Source organism: Paenibacillus silviterrae (genome assembly GCF_030167925.1).
Lineage (GTDB): Bacteria > Bacillota > Bacilli > Paenibacillales > NBRC-103111 > Paenibacillus_G > Paenibacillus_G silviterrae.
Genome location: NZ_JASKUT010000001.1, coordinates 2779592 through 2802575, shown reverse-complemented (window position 1 = coordinate 2802575; position 22984 = coordinate 2779592). Strand labels below are relative to the sequence as shown.

Here is a 22984-nt window from a genome sequence, read left to right as displayed (position 1 = left end):
TAACCTGATAACGAACATTCTTGGTTAACAATTGGCATTATAGCATGGTCTCTCAGAAAATGGTAGAGAGGGGACGAATTTTATTTCTTATGGCTATGATCTTCGAAAATGTACATATCACCTATGAAAACGGATTGTCCGGACATGTTTATGCGCTTCGCGGTGTGACGGCGGTTTTCCCTGCCGGCTACTGGACGGCGGTTGTCGGCTCCAACGGCAGCGGCAAAAGCACGATGGCGAAAGCCGCAGCCGGCTTAGGTACGGTCAGCAGCGGAAGGATCGTGAAAGAGGACTTAGTCCGTACTTATATCGTTTTGCAAAATCCGGACAGCCAGTTGATCGGGGAAACGGTGCTGGAGGAGGTCAGCTTATGCCTCGCCGCAGATGGCTCTATTGACGGGAAAGTACAGCTGGTCCGGGAGCTGCTGGAACAGGTGGGCCTGCATGTGCCGCTGGATACCCTTGTCACTACCTTATCCGGCGGGCAAAAGCAGCTGTTGAATCTGGCCTCCTGTCTTGCGGCGGGAGCCAATTTCATCATTCTGGATGAAATTACGTCAATGCTGGACCCGGCGTCGAGGGCGCTGGTGCTGGAAGCCGTTCAGCGGATTCACCGCTCGGGAACGACGATCCTTTGGATCACTCACCGGCCGGAGGAGCTTGGCTTCGCGGACCGGGTGCTTGCGATGGAGGCTGGACATGTTGTCTACGACGGAGAGAGCCGTCATTTCTTTTATCCGCCGGACGGGGAAGCAATGAGCCCGTGTGAACGGCTGGGCATGGAGCTGCCTTATACGGTCAGGGTGGTCAGACAGCTGGAGCGCAAGGGCTATTCTATCCCCCAGCGGCCTGTCCATGCCCGCGAGCTGAAGGAGGTCATGCACGCATTATGCCTATCGTAATGAGAGACGTCACCGTTAGAGCGGAAGGTAGAGAGGGGCGGACGATCCTGCATCCGGTAAGCGGCGAAATCGCGGAGCATTCGTTGACGCTGCTCATCGGCCGTACGGGCTCGGGAAAATCGACACTGTTGAAGGCGTTGGCTGGACTTACGCCCATCGCCTCCGGTACGGTTGACTACAATGGCACCTCCTTATGGCGCAAAGGAAAGCCCGTGCGCGAGGCGCTGCTGCTTAGCGGCATGGCCTTTCAGTTTCCCGAGCAGCAGCTGTTCGCTCAGACGGTTCAGGGAGAGTTCGATTACTCTCTTCGTCCGTATAGGCTTGGCAAGCCGGAGCGGGAGGAGCGCATCGACAAGGCGATGTCCTCAATGAAGCTGCCGCGGGAGCTGCTGGGGGCGTCTCCCTTGACGCTCAGCGGCGGGCAGAAGCGGCGTGTGGCGCTGGCTTCTCTCTCCGCAACGCAGCGGCCGTGGCTCTTCCTCGATGAGCCGTCAGCCTGTCTCGACGCGGCCTCTTCCGCCCGGCTGAAGGAGCAGCTGCTTGAGTGGAAGCGAAGCTCCGGTGTGGTGATGGCAACGCATGATTGGGAGGCGTTCCTGGAGGTGGCGGATCGCGTCTTGATCCTGAGCGAAGGCCGCCTTGTAGCGGATATGACGCCGGAGGAGCTGCGGTGGGATCCGGAGCTGCTGGAGCAGGCGGGAGTCGGGCTGCCGGGTGCTGCCGAGCTGGCAAGAGAGCTTCGCAGTGCCGGGCTGGACGTGCCGCTGCAGATGCTGGAGCCGGAGAAGATGGCGGAGCAGCTGGCGCTGGCGCTGGACAGACGCTCCTTCGAGGCTGGGCCGCAAGAGGCGGCGGCAGCGTTGTCGCCGGTTAGTGAGCGGGGCGAAGTGCCGCTGATGAATTCGTCTGAGCAGCCCGGGACCGCAACCGGGCGCAGGCTCGTCTACCTGCTGGATGCGCGGGTGAAGTGGCTGGTGTATACGCTGCTCTCCGCCGGCTTTGTGCTTCAGACGGAGCGGATCGGCACTGTCTTATCGCTGCTGCTTGCTTTCGGTGCGGTGCTGCTGCTGGACCGGGAGCATGCCGGCCGGGTGCTGAGGCTCTGCAAGCCGCTGCTCTTTTTTATGGCCTTCGCCTCGAGCTTTGCCGGGCTTCGGGTCCAAACGGACCAAAGCTTCCCCTTATCCTTTGCCTGGGAAGGAGCTGCAGGCAGCTTCGCTCATTTGCTGCCATTCTTCTCGGTTACACTGCTGGGGATTGTGTTCACCTTATCGACCAGTCCGGTTGAGATGAAGCAGGGGCTGCAGAAGGCGTTGTCCGTCTTCGACCGGATCGGCTGGTCAACCTCGATGCTGGCGCTGGCCGCATCGCTCGTCCTGCGGTTTATCCCGCTCATTCTGGAGGAAACCCGGCGCTTTGCGCTGATCGCACAAGCCCGGGGCAAGAGGACCACACGCCGCGGCCAGATTGCCGTCAGGGATATCCCCGTTTTCGTGATCCCGCTGCTCATCTCGCTGTTTCAGACGGTGGAGGATTTGATCATGGCGATGGAGATTAAGGGCTATATCAACCGCAAGGGGCTGTCCCTGTCCGATCTTCAGGAGCGAAATCGTGCGACGGATGCGGCTGCCGCAGGCGGGGGCTTGGTTCTATTTTGCATCCTGCTGGGGGTGAGACTATGGAGCGTATGACGGTTCGATTGCGGGGCCATCATCTGCTATGCTTGCTGGGGTACCGGGGTATGGGCTATTCCAAGGCTTATACGGAGAATATGACGGCGGTATACGGACGGCTTCGGGACAATCCTTCGACTTCTGTAACAATTGTGGAGGGTGTGGATGATTTATGCTCGTGCTTTCCGTCCGATCAGGAATACCACTGCGATCGAGAAGGGGTATTCCGGCATGACCGTCTCGTGCTGGATCACCTGGGGCTGTCCTTCGGGGATACGCTGGCTTGGGAACAGCTGCTCGAGCGGATCCGCCGATGGGTAGCACCGGAGAGGATAGGGGAATGGTGTGCCGGCTGCCGCTGGAGAAGCTACGGCGTATGTGAGGCGGGCCTAGCCCGGCTCGCTGCGGGAGGCGAAGGCTTGCCGGCCTTGCCTACATTGACTCCTTCGCCCCAAAAAGAACCCAAGCAAACCTAAATGGAATCGCTTCTGTTTAGAGCGAATTTGCGATATACTGTGGGTGGCAATGGACTACTTGTACGCGAAAGGAAGGTAGGTAGGAGCTATGAGCAACATTAACGTATGGGAAAACGCCGAGCCGGGCGTTAAGCGCAAAATTTTTGAGCCGGGCAAAGGGATTATGATGATGGAAGTGCATTTTGAGGAAGGTGCGGAGGGGTACCTTCACAGCCATCCGCATGAGCAGCTGTCTTATTGCCTGAAGGGCAAGCTCGAATTTTCCATCGACGGTGAGAAAACGGTGATCACAGCAGGGGAGACGATTTATATCCCCAGCGGAGCGAAGCACGGCTGCCGCGCCCTTGAGCCAAGCGCACTGCTGGACTCCTTTACCCCGGTCCGGGAAGATTTAGTAAAACGATAACATAACCAAAGGCCGTACCTCCAAATGATGTTATTTGGGGTACGGCCTTTTTTTTTGTCGTTCGGTCGGTCAGGGCTCGTATTTGCGAAGGGCGATCACGGCATTGTGTCCTCCAAAGCCGAAGCCGTTGGATAGCGCCACCCGGATGTCCTTAGCGCGAGCTACGTTCGGAATGTAATCCAGATCGCAGGTTGGGTCAGGGCTTTCATAATTGATCGTCGGAGGGAGAAGACCTTCCTGCAACGCCCTTACGGTCGCAACGGCCTCTATACCGCCTGCTGCCCCGAACAAGTGGCCTGTTACGGATTTGGTCGAGCTGACGGACAGCTGGTGCGCGTGCTCCCCGAACAGCCGCTGGATGGCTGCCGTTTCCGCCTGGTCTCCCAGCGGCGTCCCGGTAGCGTGAGCATTGATATAATCGACCTGCCCGGGGGTTAAGCCCGCGTCTCGCAGCGCTTCCGCCATAGCACGATAGGCGCCGGAGCCCTCCGGATCGGGAGCGGTCATATGATAGGCGTCCGCCGAAAGACCGTACCCGATGATCTCCGCCAAGATCGGGACACCTCGGCGCAATGCGCCGTTTAGCTCCTCCAGCAGCAGCACACCGGCCCCCTCCGACATGACGAAGCCGTCCCGCTGCAGATCGAACGGCCGGCTGGCGCGCTCAGGCGCATCGCTCCGGGTGGACATGGCCTTCATGTTGGAGAATCCGGCGAAGGAAAGCTCGCAGATCGGAGCCTCGGTGCCGCCGGCGAGCATAACATCCGCACGTCCGCTGCGGATGAGGTGAAAGGCGTCGCCGATCGCGTTGTTGCCGGTAGCGCAGGCGGTGGCCGGCGAGCTGTTCGGCCCTTGCGCCCCGAATCGGATGGATACTTGCCCTGAGGCCATGTTCGGGATCATCATCGGCACCATGAACGGGCTGACCCGCCGGGCTCCGCGATCCAGGAGCTGCTTGTGATTGTCCAGCAGAGTGGAGATACCGCCGAAGCCGGAGCCTATGTACACACCGGTTCTCTCGGCATTGCTTTCCGTGATCAGATAACCGGACTGTTGCAGCGCCTGGGTTGATGCGGCTATGGCAAATTGAAGGAAGCGATCATACAGCCGAAGCTCCTTCGGTTCCAGGTAAAGCTCGGGCTGAAAGCCGTAAGCTTCCCCCGCAATCCGGGTAGCAAACGGAGCGGTATCGAACCCGGAGACAGGGCGGATGCCGGAGCGGCCTTCGATCAGGTGTGTCCAGAAGTCCTGAACGGTAGAACCGACAGGGGAGACGACGCCCATGCCGGTAACGACGACACGGCGGGACGTTGCGGAGGAATCGTTTGGCGAAGGGTTGATAGACATAACGGGTACACCTCTTTTTCTGAAATGAATAGCGGTTAAATTGAGACCGAATGGTCTGTTTTTTCGGTAAAAGGAAGCCCCTGCGAGAGGGGGTTAATCGGTCTTATTTATGAAGTGAGACATGCGGAATGCAGCACGCCGGTTATATGCCGGGCTGCGATCCGGAGATGGTGATCGTTCCCGTGCAAGCGGCTCATCATGAGAGCTCCTTCCATGGTGGCTACGATGACGGAGGCCAAGGCCTCGGTGTCAAGCTCCGGCTTCAATTCGCCGGATGCGATCCCGTCTTGGAGCGTACGCTGCACCATACTGACCATGCGATCCATCGCTTGTTTGGCCAGCTCCCGCAGCTCGGGCGAAGTATCGTCCGCTTCCACCGCCGCGTTCATGACCGGACAGCCTCCGGGAATCGGCACACCGAGGAGCAGCTCCTGGCTTACCTGCATAAAGCGCAGAACCTTCTCGGTGACGGTTCCTTCCGCGCTCAAGGCTTCCTTGAGTCGATGACCGAGCAGCTGAACGGCGTAGCTGAGCGCTTCCCGGGCCAAGTCCTCCTTGCTCTCGAAGTGGTTATAAATGCCCCCCTTCTTTAATCCCGTAGCTTCCATAATTTCCGATACAGGAGCATGCAGATAGCCCTTGCGGTTCAGGAGCTCCGCCGATTGAGCAATGATCCGCAGCTTGGTGTTTTCCCCTTTACGCATAAATCTAATCCTTTCGGCATTATAAGACCGATCGGTCTTAATTGTAAGATAACGAATGAGGAGCCCCTTTGTCAAGTTTTATATAAGGTTAGGGCTGCACAGCAACAAGAAAAAGCCGCAGAGCAGCTGACGACAGCTTCCCTTGCGACTTTTTGCGTTACCTTTATCGGTGTCTCTGGCGGTGTCCACTTAAATATCCGTGAAATTCACCGGTCCGACGATTTGCCCGAGAAACTCCCTCAGCTCGTTCGCTTCCTCTTCGTTCAGCTTGTACACGTGCTCGAGGTAACCCTCTTCCTCGAGATCGTCCGGTCCGATCACCGCCGTACGGCCAAGCTGCATATCCGTCACCAGCTTCTTTCCGTAGAAGCGGTTCGTCGTGGTAATGGCAAGATCGAAACGGCGCATCGTTTCCCCGACAAAGCACACAAAACGCGTCTTCGTCTCCTCTACGCCATCGTATAAATAATCAAATTCCGTTGCGGACATGCCGGCTACGCCTCCTTCATCTGCCCTCATTATACTCGAAACGTCCTCCTTCGGCAAAAACAGGACCCGACGGCGGTACTACAGATCGTCTGGTTTTCCCAAATGGGATTTCGTTTTCAATTTACTAGAAACATGGTACAATCATAGGAAGCATATTGAAGTAGCATAGAAGCTTGGGAGGGTTATACGGTAATGGCTAACGGTAAAATGAGAAGCGACATGATCAAAAAAGGCTTTGACCGCGCGCCGCACCGCAGCTTGCTGCGTGCCGCAGGGGTAAAGGAAGAGGACTTCGGCAAGCCGTTTATTGCGGTTTGTAACTCTTATATCGACATTGTTCCAGGTCACGTGCACCTTCAAGAATTCGGCAAAATCGTCAAAGAAGCGATTCGCGAAGCGGGCGGCGTACCTTTTGAATTTAATACGATCGGTGTGGATGACGGCATCGCGATGGGTCATATCGGTATGCGTTATTCCTTGCCGAGCCGCGAGATTATTGCGGACGCTTTGGAAACCGTTGTTTCCGCCCACTGGTTCGACGGTATGGTTTGTATCCCGAACTGTGACAAAATTACACCGGGCATGATGATGGGCGCACTCCGCGTCAACATTCCGACGGTATTCGTCAGCGGCGGCCCGATGAAGGCCGGTAAAACGTCCGACGGCCGTTCCATCTCCCTGTCCTCCGTATTTGAAGGCGTGGGCGCTTATCAGGCCGGGAAGATTGACGAGAAGGGCCTGCAAGAGCTTGAGCAGTACGGCTGTCCAACCTGCGGCTCCTGCTCCGGGATGTTCACGGCGAACTCCATGAACTGCTTGGCTGAGGTGCTCGGTTTGGCGCTTCCAGGCAACGGTACGATCCTGGCTGTTGCTCCTGAACGTAAAGATTTCGTCCGCCAGTCCGCAAAGCAGCTGATGGAGCTGATCAAGCTCGATCTGAAGCCGCGTGATATCGTGACGATGGAAACGATCGACAACGCGTTCGCGCTGGATATGGCGATGGGCGGCTCCACGAACACTGTGCTTCATACACTGGCTTTGGCCAAAGAAGCGGGCTTTGATTATCCGATCGAGCGCATCAACGAAGTGGCTGAGCGCGTACCGTATTTGGCCAAGATTGCCCCTGCATCCGAGCATCACATTGAGGATGTGCACAACGCTGGCGGCGTAAGTGCGATCATCAATGAGCTGCTGAAGAAACCGGGCGCCCTCGACGGCGACCGCATTACCGTTACCGGCAAAACGCTCCGCGAGAATGTGGCCGGCTGCGAGATTTTGAATAAGGAAGTCATTCGTCCGATCGACGACCCGCACTCCGCACGCGGCGGCTTGGCCGCACTGTTCGGTAACCTGGCGCCGGAAGGCTCCATCATCAAGGTTGGTGCGGTGGACAAGTCCGTCGGCGGCTATCATAAGGGCCCTGCGATCTGCTTCGATTCCCAAGAGGATGCACTGGCGGGAATTGCGAACGGCAAGGTGAAGGAAGGCCATGTCGTGGTCATTCGTTACGAAGGACCGAAGGGCGGACCGGGAATGCCGGAAATGCTCGCGCCTACATCACAGATCGTAGGTATGGGTCTTGGCGCGAAGGTCGGCTTGATTACCGACGGCCGTTTCTCCGGCGCATCCCGCGGCATCAGCATCGGGCATATCTCTCCAGAGGCGGCTGAAGGCGGTCCGATCGCATTCGTTGAAGATGGAGACGAGATCGAGCTGGATCTGGAGAACCGCAAGATTCAACTGCTGATCAGCGACGAAGAGATGGAGCGCCGCAAGGCCAACTGGAAGGGCTTCGAGCCGAAGGTGAAGACCGGTTATTTGGCCCGTTACTCGAAGCTTGTAACGAATGCAAGCAACGGCGGGGTTCTGAAAATCTAATCCCTTATAAATGAAACCAAGCTTGGAGCTTAAGGTGCTAGCACCTTGAGCTCCAAGCTTTTTTTAAAATGACGGCTTCGTGAGGGGACAGTTCTCAAACGAGCCGGCCGACGGATCGTACAGTGCCAGCTTCCGGAGGAAGTAGCACGATTCCGGAAAGTGGTGCTCGAGAAAGCGCAGCGTTGTTCGGCTTAGTACGGTCGTCCCTTGATACCGGCGGACCACCTCTACTACGAAGGCATAAAATTGCTGTACGGTCTCTCTGACTTCTTTGGCAAATTGCTGCTGGTCGGGGAAGCCCGGTGCGATGAACCGGAGGTAGCCCGTGAGGGCCCGATTTTTCGTCATATGTACTTGAAACAGCTGAGAGAATCCGGAGGCCTTCTCCGTAAGCAGAAGCTCCACCGGGTCCAGCACATTCCGAAGCAGCACCGCATGCCCCAGCTGGTCCTCCAGCCACATATCCAAGAGTGCTGCCAACGGAAGCTCCGGAAACTCCATGCCCTGCATGTAAAAGCTTAGGATACGTAAATATTCCTCATTTTCCAGTAAGGTTCCATTAAAGTAGGTGGGGGTCAAATTGATGTTGATCCGGTTTAAAATGCGCCTGCTCTGCAGCGAGCCCTCGAACCGAAAATAACCGTTCGCTACAGGATAGGCTTGCCTGCTGAATTGGATCATGTCCGCATGTGCAGCCGGAAGTCCGGGCGGGATTGCCGCCAGCTGCTTTCTCAATGCCCCGAACGCCTGTATGTACGAAGCAGCTTGCTGAATATCCGCGGTTTCCTCCGGCGCCAGATGGTCATGCGCGAAATGTGCGTGATCCTCCAGGATCTCCAGCCAAAAGGCATGCTCCTCACGGGGGGTAAGCTGTGGTGATGTATGAATCATTTTGTGCGGCCTCCTCATCTATTCTGCTTCTCTATGTATATGATCAAAACTTTCTAAGTTATCACGCAATCATGCTTTTTCAAACGGCTGTTATTTAGTATACTGGGATATAACAAGGGTGACCTCTCATACTGCAACAGAAGGTGTTTACATAATGAACCGATTACTTAGAAAGCTGGCCGCCATGACTGCAGCCGCTATGCTGCTTTTGCTCCCGTGGAGTACTTATTCCGAACCTGCGATGACCCCGGAAATAGAACAATTGGAGCTTCGGTCGGAACTTGATTCGTCTGTGGTACTCTCCGCATCCTTACAGGGGGCCGATAGCTTCACCCTGGCTTGGAGGCTGCATGAGTCTCAGGTTGATAATCTCTATGTGGATATAGACAATACGATTCATTTTCAAGCCGCAGGGGGGAACAAGTCTGTTCTTTCATCGGGGGAGCGTGTGAAGCGTACGAAGCCGTCCGCACAATATGTGAAGGCACCTGAGCATGTGACCGTTCAACAAGACCAGGTCGTCAAGCGAGAGGGTGATAAGCTTTCATGGAGCTATAAACCGGCTAATGGGAGTTACGTTATCAAGGAATCGCTTCAGACCGATGAGGCGCAAAATATATATTTTCTTGACAGTCACTATCACTGGTATTCGTTGGATCCGGCGGGAAGAGAGCGGTATATTCTGCGATGGGAATCCGAGCAGAAGGAACTGGCGTGTAAGGTGACACCATCCGGCGATACTGCTTGCTCTTCTCCTCAGCTTGGGCTTATCGGCATAAGAGAGAAGAACGATTCCCCTCGGATATTGGTCAATGGCGTTGAACGAAATTTTCCTCAGCGTCCCGAGATTTGGAATGGTTCGACCTTTGTTCCCTTACGTTCCGTGTTTGAAGCGCTTGGTGCTGAGGTGGCATGGGATCAGGAGACAAGAACGATAGAAGCGTCAAAGGGAAAGCGATCTGTCAAAATTACAATCGATAGCGAGGAAGCTTACATCAACGGTAGGAAGACTAGACTGGTCTCGCCACCTTTGCTTTATAACGATGTCACTATGGTCCCGCTCCGGTTTGTGGGAGAAGCGCTCGGGGCGAATGTCGTTTGGGAAGAAGCGACGAGAACGATTCAGATCGTACCTTAACCACAAAAAGTAAAAAAACTACGCTCATTGAGCGTAGTCTCCTGTGTAATTGATTAAGCTGACATCCTGGACACCGTCAATGTGAGAGATCTCATTCACAAAAGCGGTGTTTTCGTCTTTCAATCGAAGCTCTATCGTTAATTCCGTGAAATCCTTGCGTACTGTCTTGGATTTAAGATGATAGTCTACCTTACGCAGTCTCATTTTTAAGCTAATAGATGCTTCATCCGTATAACGGATAATCAGAAGATAGGGCTGCTCCCGCATTTTCTTCCTGGACAGCCACACAATGGTTAGTCCTATAACTAACGAGCCGATGATTGCAATAGGGTACATCTTGGCGCCGGTAGCGATCCCGGCAGCAACTGCCCAGAACATGTAGATGACATCAAGAGGATCCTTTACCGCCGTTCGAAAGCGCACAATACTGAGAGCTCCGACCATACCCAAAGAAAGAATAATATTGGTGCTGATCGTCATGATAATGAGTGTAGTGATCAGCGTCATAAGGACGAAGGTAAGATTGTAATTGTAGCTGTAAACAACGCCGCGAAACGTTTTGCGATAAATATAGAAGATAAACATACCGATGGCAAAGGATGCTCCCAGTCCAAGAACAATATCCAAATAAGATACGTTCCGAAATGCTTCCAGATGCAGGACGCTTTTTTTAAATAAATCCTGAAAATTAACATTGTCTCCCATGATACAACTCCTATAGGGCGGCTAAGGCTTAAAGCTCCGAATCCCCAGCTCCCGGCAAATAACATATTTTGAGATCGCGGAACGTTGGCTTGCTGGCGGTTGAGCAAGCTTTCGTATTGTGTCCGGCAGAAACTCATTGAATTTAATTTCGAGGATCGTCCTAGTCGGCTCCAACGCTTCGTTCAATGCCAAATGATCATCAAACAGATCTACTGTGTTCATTCCTGCGGACAGCATTTTGTCAAACGTAATACGAACATCTCCCGGCTCATAAATATAGGCCTCTCTTGTGTAATCGACAATGACTGTCGGACGATAAGCTCGAAGAGTCAAGGCTCTATAGAAGTCCAGGATGAGCGGGATCTCGGAATCTTTAAGATAAGTAACGTCACCGAGCAGAATTCGGTCATACTCGGCACGTGTCAGCGTGGCCGCTTCTTTGGACACATAGTCCCCGAACTTGCTTTTTCTTTCCAGCTTGATGGTTCGATCGCTTCCGTTGTAAATTCGAATCCTATATTTCTCTCTGGCAAATATCCCGTCTTGCTTATCGTACAATGCATTATCCTGCGGACTGTCGAAATACAAGCTGCGAATGCCGTAGCCCTGCGGATCGTTTGAGTTTTTGTCTAAGACTAAGAAGGAGGAAACTCGATTCCGCAGAACCACATAATCATGAGGATGAATATAATATTTGAGCTCATGCCGTAATTTGCGGCCAAGGAATTCCAAATCTCATTCCACCTTTATCTCTTTCATACCATAATAAGGAGTATCTTTCTCGTCAAAATAAATATCGAATGCAATTTGTTCATGACCTTCGGGGTCGCGAGCAATAACCTTCCAGTAATAATTTCTCGGCGGCAGGCTGTTTAGTGTGACATTCGTAACCTTAAGCTTTTTTCTTTCGTCCACGATTTGCTTAAACTCAGGGTCTTTCGCCATAAGGAAATCATACTCTATGTCGTCACCCTGTAAGTCGAATGCAATGTCCCAACGAAGTATATACTTGCCTTCAACTTTTTCCAAGTCGCTAAGGAAGAAGGGCTTTGGCTTCTGTATATCCTTGTTGAAGCGTTCGATGGAATGAACAGGAACCTGGCTGATGCGCTTAAACTCTTCATCCAGCTTGGCAATGGGAATAGGCAGAAACTGATTGTCAGGCATTCGGGACATATACTTTACTGCAATATCCTTGTAAACCTGCAATCTTTTCTCTACCGTATCATGATTTATGGCAGTATACAATTCATCAATTTTATCCTTTAAAAGCCGAACGTTCTTCTCACTTCGGAAAAAGCGGTTATGGAGCACGCTTCCCCAATAATTGCTGATTCCCATGGAGTACTCACTGATGCTTTTCACGCTTCGCTGCATCTCCCACCCTCCGTCATAGTCCCAAGGAAGAAAATACCACTTGGATGAGTTCAATGGGGAATAGAGGAAAAAGTTTTGGGCGTCCGTATCCATATTATCCATTAAAATGTTAGCCGCAAGCCAGGTTAAGTAGTTGTCCAGGTCAAAATGCTTCGCCATGACCTCATCAATCGGGATGGACATATTATTCACGTCATCCAGCATGGCCAGGAGCTTATCATGATCATCGCTTCCGTTGATTTCAAGCCTCGTTTCGAATTTTTCTTTATCGAAGGACGGATCCGAGGAAGACTTCAGCTCGTCCGGATATCGGAAGAATTCGAACATCACCGCTTTGTAAAGCTGGCCATAGGGATCCAGCCAATGATTTTTAAGGAAGGTTTCATTCGCCTGCTCTATATGCGTATATAATCCGTAATCCACAAAGGGTGCACTTGCTTTGGCATTCTCCGAAAGATCCTTCACGTAAAGATGTACAAATTGTGTGCGCAGGCTGGCGATATTCGGCAAGGTTTCAAAGATATCAAAGCTAAGCTTATTGCGGATTCGGGAGGAATCGTAGGAATGCTTATTTAGATTCAGGACCCGTTGATCCCGCCAGAAGCCCGCCTGGTCGTTCAACCGAATTTTGTAAGAACGCTGGGATGCGTAGCGTGCCGTCTTCCCGCGCAGGCTGATCTTACCGTTGGCTTCACTTGTTCCATATCCGAACATGCCGCTCTTTGGGCCGCTCCCATCGGGAGCACCCTCCTGCATGATCACCTTTAAATTTTTATCCCTAGTCTCTGCAGGCAATCGGTTGAGCTCGTACCAGGATAACGGCTTTCCCTCGTCAGGCTTATCCGGAAGGATGGTAATATATAAGGGTATCACTGAATTGTCCTGGTCTCTTTCATAGATCCTCTTATCCTCGCTCAGCCCTATAGGAGCGATGGGGGTAGGAGCAGGAGGCTGCGGTTCGACCGCCGTTTGGGAATCTTCTGCAGACGTACATCCACTTAAAATAAGGAACAGCAGAACGATGACAGCCGCCGATGAAGATTTTCCGGACCAGCGTTTCCAAAGAGGCTCCTTGCGCCGCGTGGTGATCGGCTGAGCGCAGAAGGTGTAATAATCGATATTGCGTACATAACTGACGATACGGGCAAGTGCCAGTATTAGCGTGACGAGAGAAGCGATAAACATCCCGAGCCCATGGTAGCCCTTCATCATTGTCCAGTAAGACAGAGCGGCATTAAGAACGACTAGCAGACTGCTGATGAGGAGCACCCCTTTCCTATCATCGTAGTATAACAGCAGCAGCATGACGACAAAGGCAATAATGAAAAAGAAATAGCCAAGAACTAATATATTGAAGACATGGAGCTGCTCCATGGTAAAGCCGATCATGGGAAGAAGTTTAATACCCAGAGCGATGGAGATGATGGTGAAGAGGAGCTGCACCTCCATTACGAAGCTGATCTCGTGCATGAGCACACGATTCATATCTTTTTTGGCGTTGGTAATGTCGAGCAAGGTTCCTCCGCTCAAAATTCTCGCATAATACTGTTTATATTTCTCGTAGAAGGAGGTTTCCACTGAAACGACAAAAGTAACCAAAGTGGGCACAGCCGTCAAATAAGCATAGAATACGGGCAAATCGTAGAATGGCGAAATGGCATATTTCTCGGCAACCCAGAAATGAAAGGGACCTGACCAGTAAATAAAGCTGTGCACATAGACACCGGCATAGAAAAAGGTCCCTATGAAGAATAAGGCCGGATACTTACGGAAATAGGAGAGAAAGCTCCAATACAGCTTGCTGCTTGCGGGCGGAAATGTGAAATGAAAATGTCTCGCGTTGAGGATGAGAATAAGAAAAAAACCGATACTCATCATCGTCACTACGGTAGAAGCAGCGTTAAAGGACGTATATTTCAATACGATCCATGCTCCGGCCAAGGAAACAACCGTGCCATAGAAGAAATTTCTAACAATTCTTTTGTAGTCTTTAAGAGCCGATAAGTAAACGGATTGGATCCAGATAATGGTCAGTTCAGAGAATAGCAGATATGTTGCAAGCTTATATCCTAGGGAGGAGGGAACATCACGCAGGAACAACCAGCAGATCAGGGCTCCTATGGGCATGCAGAGAACGATGGCTCCATAATACGATGGAAGCATGTGCTCATACTTTTTAACAAACAGCATATCCGCAATATAACGGTTGAGCAGCATGGATAAGCCTCCCGTCAGCAGAACGGAGAAGATAAAGCAGTAAACAACGGTTGAAAGAAACAGCTCCCGTTCAAGGAATGGAGATCCGTTTATTGTCATGAACCATTGCAGTACGATCATCATCGTCATACAAAGAATCATAGGCCCTACAGTCGTCACGGAAGAGAAAGCATAAGCCTTAGCTGTACTTGTCAGGCCGTGTTCGTTAAACAGCTTTTTTAATTCAAATCCGACGCCTGCCATGATCCTGCCTCCTTTCCCGGAATATATGACGCATAATGGGTACGGTAGCTTTCTATAAATCGCTCTCTTGTATAAAGGCTTCGTGCTCTCATCAGTCCGTTACGGCCCATCTCTTCACGGAGCTTTTTATTTTTGCATAGCTTCACGATGGCAGAGGCCATTTGGTCGTAATGCATGACCGGAACGACCATTCCGGCGGGTCCGTAGCTGTCATCCGTCCCAAGCAGCAGCTCCCGGCAGCTCCCGACATCCGTTGTCACGCAGGGCTTGGCACAAGCCATGGCTTCCAGTACGGCGAGCGGCATGCCCTCGCTGATGCTGGAAAGCAGAATCATATCCATTCGTCCTAAATACTGTTTAACATTGACTTCTCCGGTAAAGATGACATCCTCGACCTGCAGGCTTTCGACGAGCTGCAAACATTCCTCATAGTATTCCTTGCTTTCCTCGGTCGGTCCCATGATATACAGCTCTGCTTCGGGGATTTCCTGTTTCACAAGGGCGAAGCTTTGAATCATGGTCTTGATGTCTTTAATGGCAACGACGCGAACGATAGCTCCGAGCCGTACTTTCTTCTCATCGGAAGGGATCGTATCGATCAGCTCATCATAATCCGCTACATTAACCCCATTGGGAACAATATGAATTTTCTCCGGGTCGCAGCCGAGTTCAATTTCAATTTCCCGATTTCGATTAAACAAGGTGATAACTTCATCCGTATAATCGTAGGCACAGCTGGAGAGCCGGTAAAAGTATTCGATCCAAAGGTCCTTAAAGTAACCTTTTACCCAATCGGCTTTAATTATCTCTTCTTCGCGCTCCCGAGAATAAATGCCGTGCTCCGTAAGAATATAGGGCTTGTTGTAAATATGCTTGGCCAGTGCTCCGATGACACCTGCATAGCCGGTTGATACGCTGTGGTATAAATCAGCTTCCGGAATGTCGTTCCGGATGGAGATGAAGAGCGGGAGCACCATAGAGCGTATGGTCCAAAAAAATTCCGTAAAGGGCACGTGCGCATATTTTTGTCCGCAGATTTCAACCAGGACGTCGAAAAAGTCTTTGCTCATCAAAAAATCGGCTGCAACCTTAAATTTGGTAGTACGCAGCAGGGTAAAGATCCCTCCCCAGTCCACATGGCCCTCGCCGCCAAGGAGCGATTGGAAGGCAAGCTGCTGCTCCGCGGTTAAGCGGAAGCGATGTCCCCATTCGCCGTGCTCGCGAAGATAGGTGTCTAAGAAGGTTTCCTTCACCTCGATAACGTTCGGCGGGAGCTTGTAACGGAATTCACCCTGTTGCTTCTCTTGCGCAGCGATCGCATAAATGATGAATTCATGCTCGGGCAAATTTGTAATTAACGAATGGATCCAGCTGGAAACCCCTCCGGTAATATAGGGGTAGGACCCCTCGGCAATGATGCATACGCGCATTTCGCTAATCACCCAATTCAATAGTAAAATCCGCATGATGAGCGGTCACGAGATAAGCTCCCGTATCGATCTTTTGTATCTCGCAGCCTGACAAGATACCGATGCTCTTCGTGGTTCTGAATATAAAGTACTGTTTGTCGGCAAAGGGTTCGATAGTGCCTTGAAGCTTATTGCCGTTCCTTATGAACTGAACCTTGCTGTTAAGCACCTTCTCCATGTCCATGGCAGCCTCGGTTGAATTCATGGGGCGGAGCCACGGATGAACGGTTTTTAATCTGTCCAGCATGTCGACATAACGCTTGTAAAGTTTTTCCCACGACAATCCTGAGCTTCGGTTCATATCGAACATGTCATCGGGATGTATAAAATGTGAAAAGATACCGTGTGTCGTAATCGCATTGGCTTCAAACCAACGATCGAACGGACGTTCGAAATAACCGGAGGTGATCCTCGGCATCTCCAGGATACCGTCCGACGCGATTTCGAATTCCTGTACATAGGACAACTGGGTCGCATCCTCGCCGTACAGCGATGAAATGACAGCTAGCGCCGGCCAACCTCTCTTCAAGGCTTCCCTGCCTTCGGACGAAAGGACGTTGGAAGGGGGGACGTAAGACATCATCGTATAATTCGGAAATGCCTGGGAAACGAAGCGAACGGATTCCTTTATGGAGTCCTCCATATCGCTAACATTGTTCCAAGCGTTGTAACCATATTCGTCAGCCACTTCATTGCTGGTTTGAAGCGATTGGTGATTGTAGCCGTGAAGCCCGATTTCCCCTCCGCTCTTTATCACTTCACGGCCGTAGGAGATCAAACCGCCGATATCCTCATCGTCCGGAGCGGCAAAGGGAGGATTCACCCGATCGTTATACGATTGAACCAATACGGCAGTATATTTGACGTTATTGAGCTTGGCCGCTTTCAGCATATCGGGCCACCATACGTCTTTGAAGAAAGTAGGAATATCTCGATGATACTCCTTGTATAGTCGTGCATCCAAGCCTTTACGAATGGGTGCGGGAAAATCGTCAATATACATGAGCTTGGTGTTGAAGATCGGATAAATAAAATCAGGGAGCAACAGACTGAGGGCTCCCGAGATGAGGCCCCGGTTGAGCTTTTCCTGAAGCATGGTGCCGTTAAAAACCATAAAGGCACCTTGCTTATAAGGATACTTCCAAAGTAAGGGAATCCCGTTGGCAGTTTTGGCTAACACTTGGCTCTTTTCATCCAATTCTACGGTAATCACCGTGTTGGTGATGAAGGGGTCATCCACCAGCAGATCCTTCTCCCCAAGCAGCACATTGGAGGTCAGATGAATTCCCTTGGCGGTTTCCAGATCACCGGTGTTTACTATGCCAAGCTTGCGATACAATCTATAAAAACTATCGTCGGGCATAGGATGGACCGCGAGTAGCACATACCCGCCGCTCTCTACGTAATGTGCAACGGCATCGATGTCCCCCAACTGCGTAAGCTCTTCCATCGTAACAATGACCGTAGAGCAGCCGCTCGGCTTGAATTCAGCTTTGCTCACATCAAACAGCTTCACCGGTTTTTTCATATATCGAAGGACCCGTTCCACGTTGTTTTTTACCTTGCTGCTGAAATCATTATCCGACGCAAAGGCTACGCAGTAGGGTTCCCCCGAAGGAGTCAGAAGAAGCGGGTCGGCAGCAACAGGCTTCCAAGCGGAGACAGAGTCATGAATGGCTTTATTTTTACTGAAATTTAGAACAAATTGAGATTGTGTTACCTGGATGGCAAAAGCAAGTAAAATGATACCCACAACAATAAAATACACATTACGCTTTAGCCTGACCTTCGATTTCATTCCGTGCTCCTTCTGACCAGAATCGTATCATCGTTAAGGTAGGATTGGACAAACGAACCGGCGAGGCCTTCAATTCATTAACTACTTCCATTAACCGATGATAAGATCTAGTGGAATAATAAACATTCATCAAGCTCAAGTAAGCATCCTCGCTGCGAGGATAACGTTCAAGAAAGGTTCTGGCGGTATTCTCCGCAGCGGCATATTCGGCCAGCTCCAAATCATTTGCGATCTTTTCGCTATACGTTCCGGGTGAGTCGGGAGCCAGCTCAAGTAATTGACCCAATAATGAAGAGTAAGTATGGCGGTGCTTCAGTAAGGTCCGATCATCAAGAAAACCGCTCCTCATATAGCTTTTCAGGATGTCAGCATAAGAGCGCACCAAGTGGGGGTCATTCTTATTGCTCTGATAGGCAACGGACATTTCCTGCAGCGCTAAGGTCAGCTTCCGTTTCACTTCTACAATGGCGCTGACGGCATAATGAGACGTTTCCGTGTCCTCGTTTCCCACGGCCATTTGCAGCACCTCAAGGTACTCCAAAGAGTCTTGCTTCAGAAGGTCTATCATAGCACGCCTCCGTGCCGTCAGATCGTTTACCAGCAGCGTTTCCTCAAGCGGCACCACGTTCATTTCTTTTTCCGCTTCAGGACGATATAGAGTGCCTGCTTGAAATTGTGTAGCATCGTTTGCTTCCTCAAGAAGAGCAAGCTGGTCCACGCGTGTCGATAATTTACCGCGGTCGACCCATCGTTTAGGCCAGAAGTTCGGCATTAAGAAGCCTACAACAGGCAAACAAAGGGCAATGACGAGGCGAACGGCGAATTCTTTCTTGTCCTTTCTAAAGATAAGACCTAGCAGGAGAATGCAGCCCAGCATGTATAATAAAAAGATCCATTTAAGCATAATTGGCATCCTCATTAATCACCTTCAGCAGAATTCCGTTGCTTCGGAATCGGTCAAGCACGAATTGAGCCTCATCTAAGGAAGAATTGCTGAGAAGCACCTGTATATCTCCATTCGGCCCCATACCGATATAATCCGTTTCGCGTAACGATTTTGCGATTTTTTGCGAGTACTCGTGCGACGCATCCATTGCCTCAACGGTGGATAAGAGAACGTAGCTGATTCCGTGCTTTGAGCTTGCCGTTTTTTTATTTACGAGAATATCGGCAAACACTTCTGGGGTCAGCACATTCGTTCCTTCAATGTACCGCCTGTTTGACGTTGCTTCAACGTGAATAAGAGAACGGGTCAAGGCTGAGGAAATCAAGTCAACCATGACCTTAAATAAATTTTGGTAATACAGCGTAAAATGCTCAAACTTCATATCATGAATGGAGATAATCGCTACGACCTCGCCATTGCTAAGCACCGGAGCTGCAAGCAAGGGCAGCTCTCCCGAAAGCTCCTTATTGACAAATGGCGATTTTACTTCCATGATTTGTCTTAGGTAAGGATAGTCCTCAACCTTAATCGATTTGGAAACCTCCATATGGCTGTTGGAGCGGGCAACCAAACGAAGATAGCTTTTGTATTTATTTACGGTATAGATGGTTACGGTGTTGGTTTTCATGATAGATTCCACAACACTAATCGTCGATGTAAATATTTTTTCAGGCTCTAGACTCTCAAGCTCCTTAATAACGGAATAGATCTTCCCGAAGCTGTCTCCGTTGTTCATAATTTGCTGCTGCAGCTCATCTTTAACGGCCCGGGTATCGTTATAGACCTCAAGTAAGAATTTATACTTCTCTTCCCAAGCAATCAATTGTTGTTTAATGGAAACGACGTTATAAAGCTTCCTCTCCGTAGAGTAGCCGACAACGAGTCCGATAAAAATATACACTGCCGCATTAAAGAAGAAGTCGGGGTCATAAAAAAGAGATAGCAATTCTCTGCCGCGATCAAGCTGCAAGTACATATAGAAGAAGGTTGACAAGGCTACGGCAATGATGGACTGACGACTTCCGTAAAAAATACCCATAATAATGATGTAGAACAGCTTGAAATCGATATGATTCAACAAATACCCATCTAATGAGAAAGTAAGCCAAACCGTAATGAAAAAAGCTGCGAAATTTTCAATGTAAGGGAGCAATACCTTCATGATGCGATAGAACGGAGAAGGAGCCGAATCAGCTTTCTTGGTTTCTTTCTTTAGCTTGCTGTTATGATGCATGAACCAATCTTGTGTCTTACGGACGCCCTCCTCGAACGAATACTTGGGGATCCAATCGAGCTGCTGAATCAATTTTGTATTATCCAATGTCGCTTGCTTCAGATCCTTGGGCCTAAATCCGCGAAACGTTCCGCTTACTGTTCCTCCCAGGATCCGAATCAGCTCTTTAGCTTCGTTAGCCGTGTTGGAGGAAAGATTGAAAATACCGGTTAAACTTGAGTAGGAGGCGCGGTAAAATGCTTCCGCTACATCCTCGACGTAAATAAAGTCATGCAGAATATTGTCATTTTCAATCAAATGTGTGCTTTTACCCGTAAATAACGTTGAAGAATCCTCTAACACTTGATGCTGCCGCGGCCCGTACACATTGGATAAGCGAAAACATATCGTCTCCAGATCATACATCTCGTTCCATTTACTGCAATAGGTTTCGCCAATCATTTTATTGATTCCGTAAGGAGTTACCGGATTCAATGGAGTTTCTTCGGTAATGCCTTTCTGATGGAGCACTCCATAAACTGCAGAAGAGGATGCAAAAATAAACTTTTTTACATTAAACTTTTGAGATAAAGAAAGCATGTTGGATAACCCGAGAACGTTGCTTTGGGTATCTTGCCTGGGGTTTTCCATAGAATTCATTGCATTTACTTGAGCAGCCAAGTGAATAACCAGATCGAACCGGTTGCTGCGGAAGATTTCCTCACAATTACGATCCTCAACAGAGAGTAAGTAGCTTTTATGTTTAAAGGGTACGTTATCCTTGTTGCCTGTAGATAAATTATCCATTATGGATACTTCATAGCCTTCTTTATGGAAACGTTCGGCGACAAAGGAGCCGATAAATCCATACCCTCCGGTAATTAAAACTCTCATAATGCACCTCGGCATTCGATATAAATCGACATAATGTTACAAAAATTGGTGAAAATAAAAAACACTTTACGAAAAATGTGTTTTAAGGGAAGATATACTTATACTATACCATATTATAGGTATAATGAACTATGACATGGGAATATTTAACTTTGCTTTAGCTAATCTTTAATCTTTTATCTTACCTGTAACAGGGGGCACCTATGAAATTTCGCAGCTTGTTTGCCGCATTATCGATGCTGATCATGGTATGTATCGGTGTGCTACTATCCTTAGGATACAGTCATGCAAAAGAAACGTCAAAGAAAATTACTTACATTCCCTCCGAAACGGATCAGGTTCTTACTAATCCTTATATGGGATTCTCGATCGATGCTACTAATGTTAAGTCAGAGCAGCCTGTCCGGATGGTGCATGCGAACCTCAGTTGGAGGGAGCTGGAGCCGGAGAAGGGTTTTTTTCAATTTGACAGTATTGAAAAGAAATTTAACTTCAGCTTCTGGAAAAGCAAGGATGTTAAAATTGTACTAAGGGTTGTGTTAGATTATCCTAGCAGCCGATCCCACATGGATATTCCTGATTGGCTCTATTCAGAAATGGGTGAGAAGGGCCATTGGTATGATAACGATTATGGAAAGGGCTTCAGCCCCGATTATGCGAATCCCGTACTAATTGAAAACCATGAACGTCTAATGAAGGAGCTCGGGCAGCGATACAATAAGAGCCCGCAAATCGCCTTTATTCAGCTTGGAAGCATTGGGCATTGGGGTGAGTGGCATACATGGGACGATGAGGCAATCTATATCCCCTTCCCAAAGCACGAAATTACGGACCAATATGCACTCCATTACGTTAAGTATTTTCCGGATAAAAAGCTGCTGATGAGAAGACCTCATCAGGTAGCCCTGGATCACCAAATGGGTTTGTTTAACGATGCATTCGGGAAAACCGTATCGACCCTATCCGGGTTTATGAAATGGTATACGGAAGGGTATACCTCATGGCTGACGAAGGAAACGGAACCTGCGATGCCGGATTTTTGGACGAAGGCTCCCAGCGGTGGAGAGTTTTCACATCCTACCAAGTACTTTGAGGACGAACAAATCGAGGAGACGATTCGCCAGGCAAGACTTACCCATGTTACGTGGATGGGGCCAAGCTCCCCTTTTCAGGCGAAGAAGGATGGGCCGTTGCAGGCTAATATCGATCGATTCCTGAAAACGGTAGGTTACCGGTTTGTCATTACTAGGGAAACCCATGAAAAACAAGTATCGGCGGGAGGGGTATTGAATGTGCAGCTTTCCGTAACGAATAGAGGAGTGGCTCCATTTTACTATAAGTGGCCGGTTGAGCTTTCCCTATCCGATGATAAAGGAAACATCGTTTACCAAAAGGCTGCAGCGGCGGACATTCGAGAATGGCTTCCTGGTGAGCATCAGTTCCTTGAGGCGCTCCGGCTCCCTGACGACCTTCCTGCCGGAAAGTACAGAGTGAATGTGGCGATTCTGGATCCGGAGCGTGGAATTCCTGGGATTGAATTTGCCAATGACGGGAGGAGAGCAGACGGAAGGTATGCTCTGGGTCAAGTCTCCGTGTATAGTCGGTAAGAAAAGCTTCTATCGAAGCCCTCTCGGGGATGTACATTCGTGATCAAGAGGAAGCTTTTCTTGAAACATTAGAATCCTTGAGCTCCGCTCAAAACTTGTTAATTCTAATGTTATAAAAAAGCACGCCCGTATTGGGCGTGCTCTTAGTGCGGCTGATCATCCCCAGTCGAATCGTGAGTGGGATGATCCCCGGGATACTCGCGGGACATGCCCGCGTGAAACTCGCGATCCTCGTAAGTGAAGCGATTGTTCGAACGCTGGCTTTCTCTCCACGGAGTGCTTTTCCCTAAGGATTCCACCGGTAAAGAGGAGCCGTAGGGACCCTCCGGGAATTCCTCGGCGGTAAGATCGTTCCTTTGAGATTCTACGGTAGCCAGATCCGTATAAACGTGCTTATCTTCCTCAATGAAGCCGTCTTGACTGCGGTTTTCTTCCATTGGTGCAGGCCTCCTAAGCTTCTCGTTTTCTGGTAACAGTTTGTCCGGTAAAGGTCGACCCTATCCAAAATTCGGACTTGCGGATCAGGATTTTCTATGATAATATGGTAATAATTTCAAACCAAAAGAGGAAGCACCTCTTCTACGATTTCGTAGGAGAGGTGCTTTTTTGCG

Annotated in this window: 19 protein-coding genes; 7 read left to right on the top strand and 12 right to left on the bottom strand. The window is 50.2% G+C overall.

The window, feature by feature from the left end:
- The first annotated feature begins 95 nt into the window (after nt 1-95).
- The 4 genes from QMO62_RS12845 (at nt 96) to QMO62_RS12830 (ending at nt 3457) form a co-directional block, all read left to right on the top strand.
- On the top strand, nt 96-902 hold the full coding sequence (locus QMO62_RS12845; protein ID WP_284641354.1) for an ATP-binding cassette domain-containing protein: 807 nt from the start codon (nt 96-98) through the stop codon (nt 900-902).
- Nucleotides 890-2593 (top strand): ATP-binding cassette domain-containing protein, encoded by a 1704-nt coding sequence (locus QMO62_RS12840; protein ID WP_284641353.1) that lies wholly within the window; start codon nt 890-892, stop codon nt 2591-2593. The genes QMO62_RS12845 and QMO62_RS12840 overlap by 13 nt, the downstream gene beginning before the upstream one ends.
- Entirely contained in the window at nt 2581-3051 is a 471-nt protein-coding gene (locus tag QMO62_RS12835) for a DUF1284 domain-containing protein (RefSeq protein WP_284641352.1), read from the top strand. Before QMO62_RS12840 ends, QMO62_RS12835 begins: the two co-directional genes overlap by 13 nt.
- Nucleotides 3052-3139: 88 nt before the next feature.
- Nucleotides 3140-3457, top strand: coding sequence for a cupin domain-containing protein (locus tag QMO62_RS12830; protein ID WP_284641351.1), 318 nt, complete (start codon nt 3140-3142; stop codon nt 3455-3457).
- A 69-nt stretch (nt 3458-3526) separates the two neighbouring features.
- Here the strand turns inward: QMO62_RS12830 and fabF are convergent, their stop codons facing one another.
- The 3 genes from fabF to QMO62_RS12815 form a co-directional block, all read right to left on the bottom strand.
- Nucleotides 3527-4804, bottom strand: coding sequence for a beta-ketoacyl-ACP synthase II (gene fabF, locus QMO62_RS12825; RefSeq protein WP_284641350.1), 1278 nt, complete (start codon nt 4802-4804; stop codon nt 3527-3529).
- A gap of 107 nt (nt 4805-4911) precedes the next feature.
- Nucleotides 4912-5508: a TetR/AcrR family transcriptional regulator gene (locus tag QMO62_RS12820; protein WP_284641349.1), complete on the bottom strand. Its 597-nt coding sequence runs from the start codon at nt 5506-5508 to the stop codon at nt 4912-4914.
- 189 nt (nt 5509-5697) lie between these two features.
- A complete protein-coding gene (locus QMO62_RS12815) occupies nt 5698-6027 on the bottom strand; it encodes a DUF3055 domain-containing protein (RefSeq protein WP_372516671.1) in 330 nt (109 codons plus the stop codon).
- Between the two features lie 162 nt (nt 6028-6189).
- Here QMO62_RS12815 and ilvD point away from each other — a divergent pair, with 162 nt between their 5' ends.
- Nucleotides 6190-7875, top strand: a complete 1686-nt coding sequence (gene ilvD, locus QMO62_RS12810) for a dihydroxy-acid dehydratase (protein ID WP_284641348.1) — start codon at nt 6190-6192, stop codon at nt 7873-7875.
- Nucleotides 7876-7938: 63 nt separating this feature from the next.
- Here ilvD and QMO62_RS12805 read toward each other — a convergent pair whose 3' ends face one another.
- Nucleotides 7939-8766 (bottom strand): DUF2935 domain-containing protein, encoded by an 828-nt coding sequence (locus tag QMO62_RS12805; RefSeq protein WP_284641347.1) that lies wholly within the window; start codon nt 8764-8766, stop codon nt 7939-7941.
- Nucleotides 8767-8920: 154 nt separating this feature from the next.
- Here QMO62_RS12805 and QMO62_RS12800 point away from each other — a divergent pair, with 154 nt between their 5' ends.
- Complete coding sequence (locus QMO62_RS12800; protein ID WP_284641346.1) at nt 8921-9904, top strand: stalk domain-containing protein; 984 nt, start codon at nt 8921-8923, stop codon at nt 9902-9904.
- A 24-nt stretch (nt 9905-9928) separates the two neighbouring features.
- On the opposite strand, the gene QMO62_RS12795 is transcribed toward QMO62_RS12800, so the two are convergent.
- From QMO62_RS12795 to QMO62_RS12765, 7 genes are read right to left on the bottom strand one after another with little or no spacing between them, the layout of a single operon-like run.
- Nucleotides 9929-10609: a DUF4956 domain-containing protein gene (locus QMO62_RS12795; RefSeq protein WP_284641345.1), complete on the bottom strand. Its 681-nt coding sequence runs from the start codon at nt 10607-10609 to the stop codon at nt 9929-9931.
- A 21-nt stretch (nt 10610-10630) separates the two neighbouring features.
- Nucleotides 10631-11341, bottom strand: coding sequence for a polyphosphate polymerase domain-containing protein (locus tag QMO62_RS12790; protein WP_284641344.1), 711 nt, complete (start codon nt 11339-11341; stop codon nt 10631-10633).
- Between the two features lie 3 nt (nt 11342-11344).
- Nucleotides 11345-14446: an exopolysaccharide Pel transporter PelG gene (gene pelG / locus QMO62_RS12785; protein WP_284641343.1), complete on the bottom strand. Its 3102-nt coding sequence runs from the start codon at nt 14444-14446 to the stop codon at nt 11345-11347.
- Nucleotides 14422-15912 carry a GT4 family glycosyltransferase PelF gene (gene pelF, locus QMO62_RS12780; RefSeq protein WP_284641342.1) on the bottom strand — a complete coding sequence of 497 codons (1491 nt, stop codon included), beginning with the start codon at nt 15910-15912 and terminating at the stop codon, nt 14422-14424. The genes pelG and pelF overlap by 25 nt, the downstream gene beginning before the upstream one ends.
- Nucleotides 15881-17713 carry a DUF2194 domain-containing protein gene (locus tag QMO62_RS12775; protein WP_284641341.1) on the bottom strand — a complete coding sequence of 611 codons (1833 nt, stop codon included), beginning with the start codon at nt 17711-17713 and terminating at the stop codon, nt 15881-15883. Before QMO62_RS12775 ends, pelF begins: the two co-directional genes overlap by 32 nt.
- A complete protein-coding gene (locus tag QMO62_RS12770) occupies nt 17685-18617 on the bottom strand; it encodes a hypothetical protein (protein WP_284641340.1) in 933 nt (310 codons plus the stop codon). The genes QMO62_RS12775 and QMO62_RS12770 overlap by 29 nt, the downstream gene beginning before the upstream one ends.
- Nucleotides 18610-20766 (bottom strand): NAD-dependent epimerase/dehydratase family protein, encoded by a 2157-nt coding sequence (locus QMO62_RS12765; RefSeq protein WP_284641339.1) that lies wholly within the window; start codon nt 20764-20766, stop codon nt 18610-18612. Before QMO62_RS12765 ends, QMO62_RS12770 begins: the two co-directional genes overlap by 8 nt.
- Before the next feature lie 203 nt (nt 20767-20969).
- Between QMO62_RS12765 and QMO62_RS12760 the strand changes: the two genes are divergently transcribed.
- Nucleotides 20970-22373 carry a DUF4832 domain-containing protein gene (locus QMO62_RS12760; protein ID WP_284641338.1) on the top strand — a complete coding sequence of 468 codons (1404 nt, stop codon included), beginning with the start codon at nt 20970-20972 and terminating at the stop codon, nt 22371-22373.
- A 143-nt stretch (nt 22374-22516) separates the two neighbouring features.
- On the opposite strand, the gene QMO62_RS12755 is transcribed toward QMO62_RS12760, so the two are convergent.
- Nucleotides 22517-22810, bottom strand: a complete 294-nt coding sequence (locus QMO62_RS12755) for a hypothetical protein (RefSeq protein WP_284641337.1) — start codon at nt 22808-22810, stop codon at nt 22517-22519.
- Nucleotides 22811-22984: the final 174 nt, after the last annotated feature.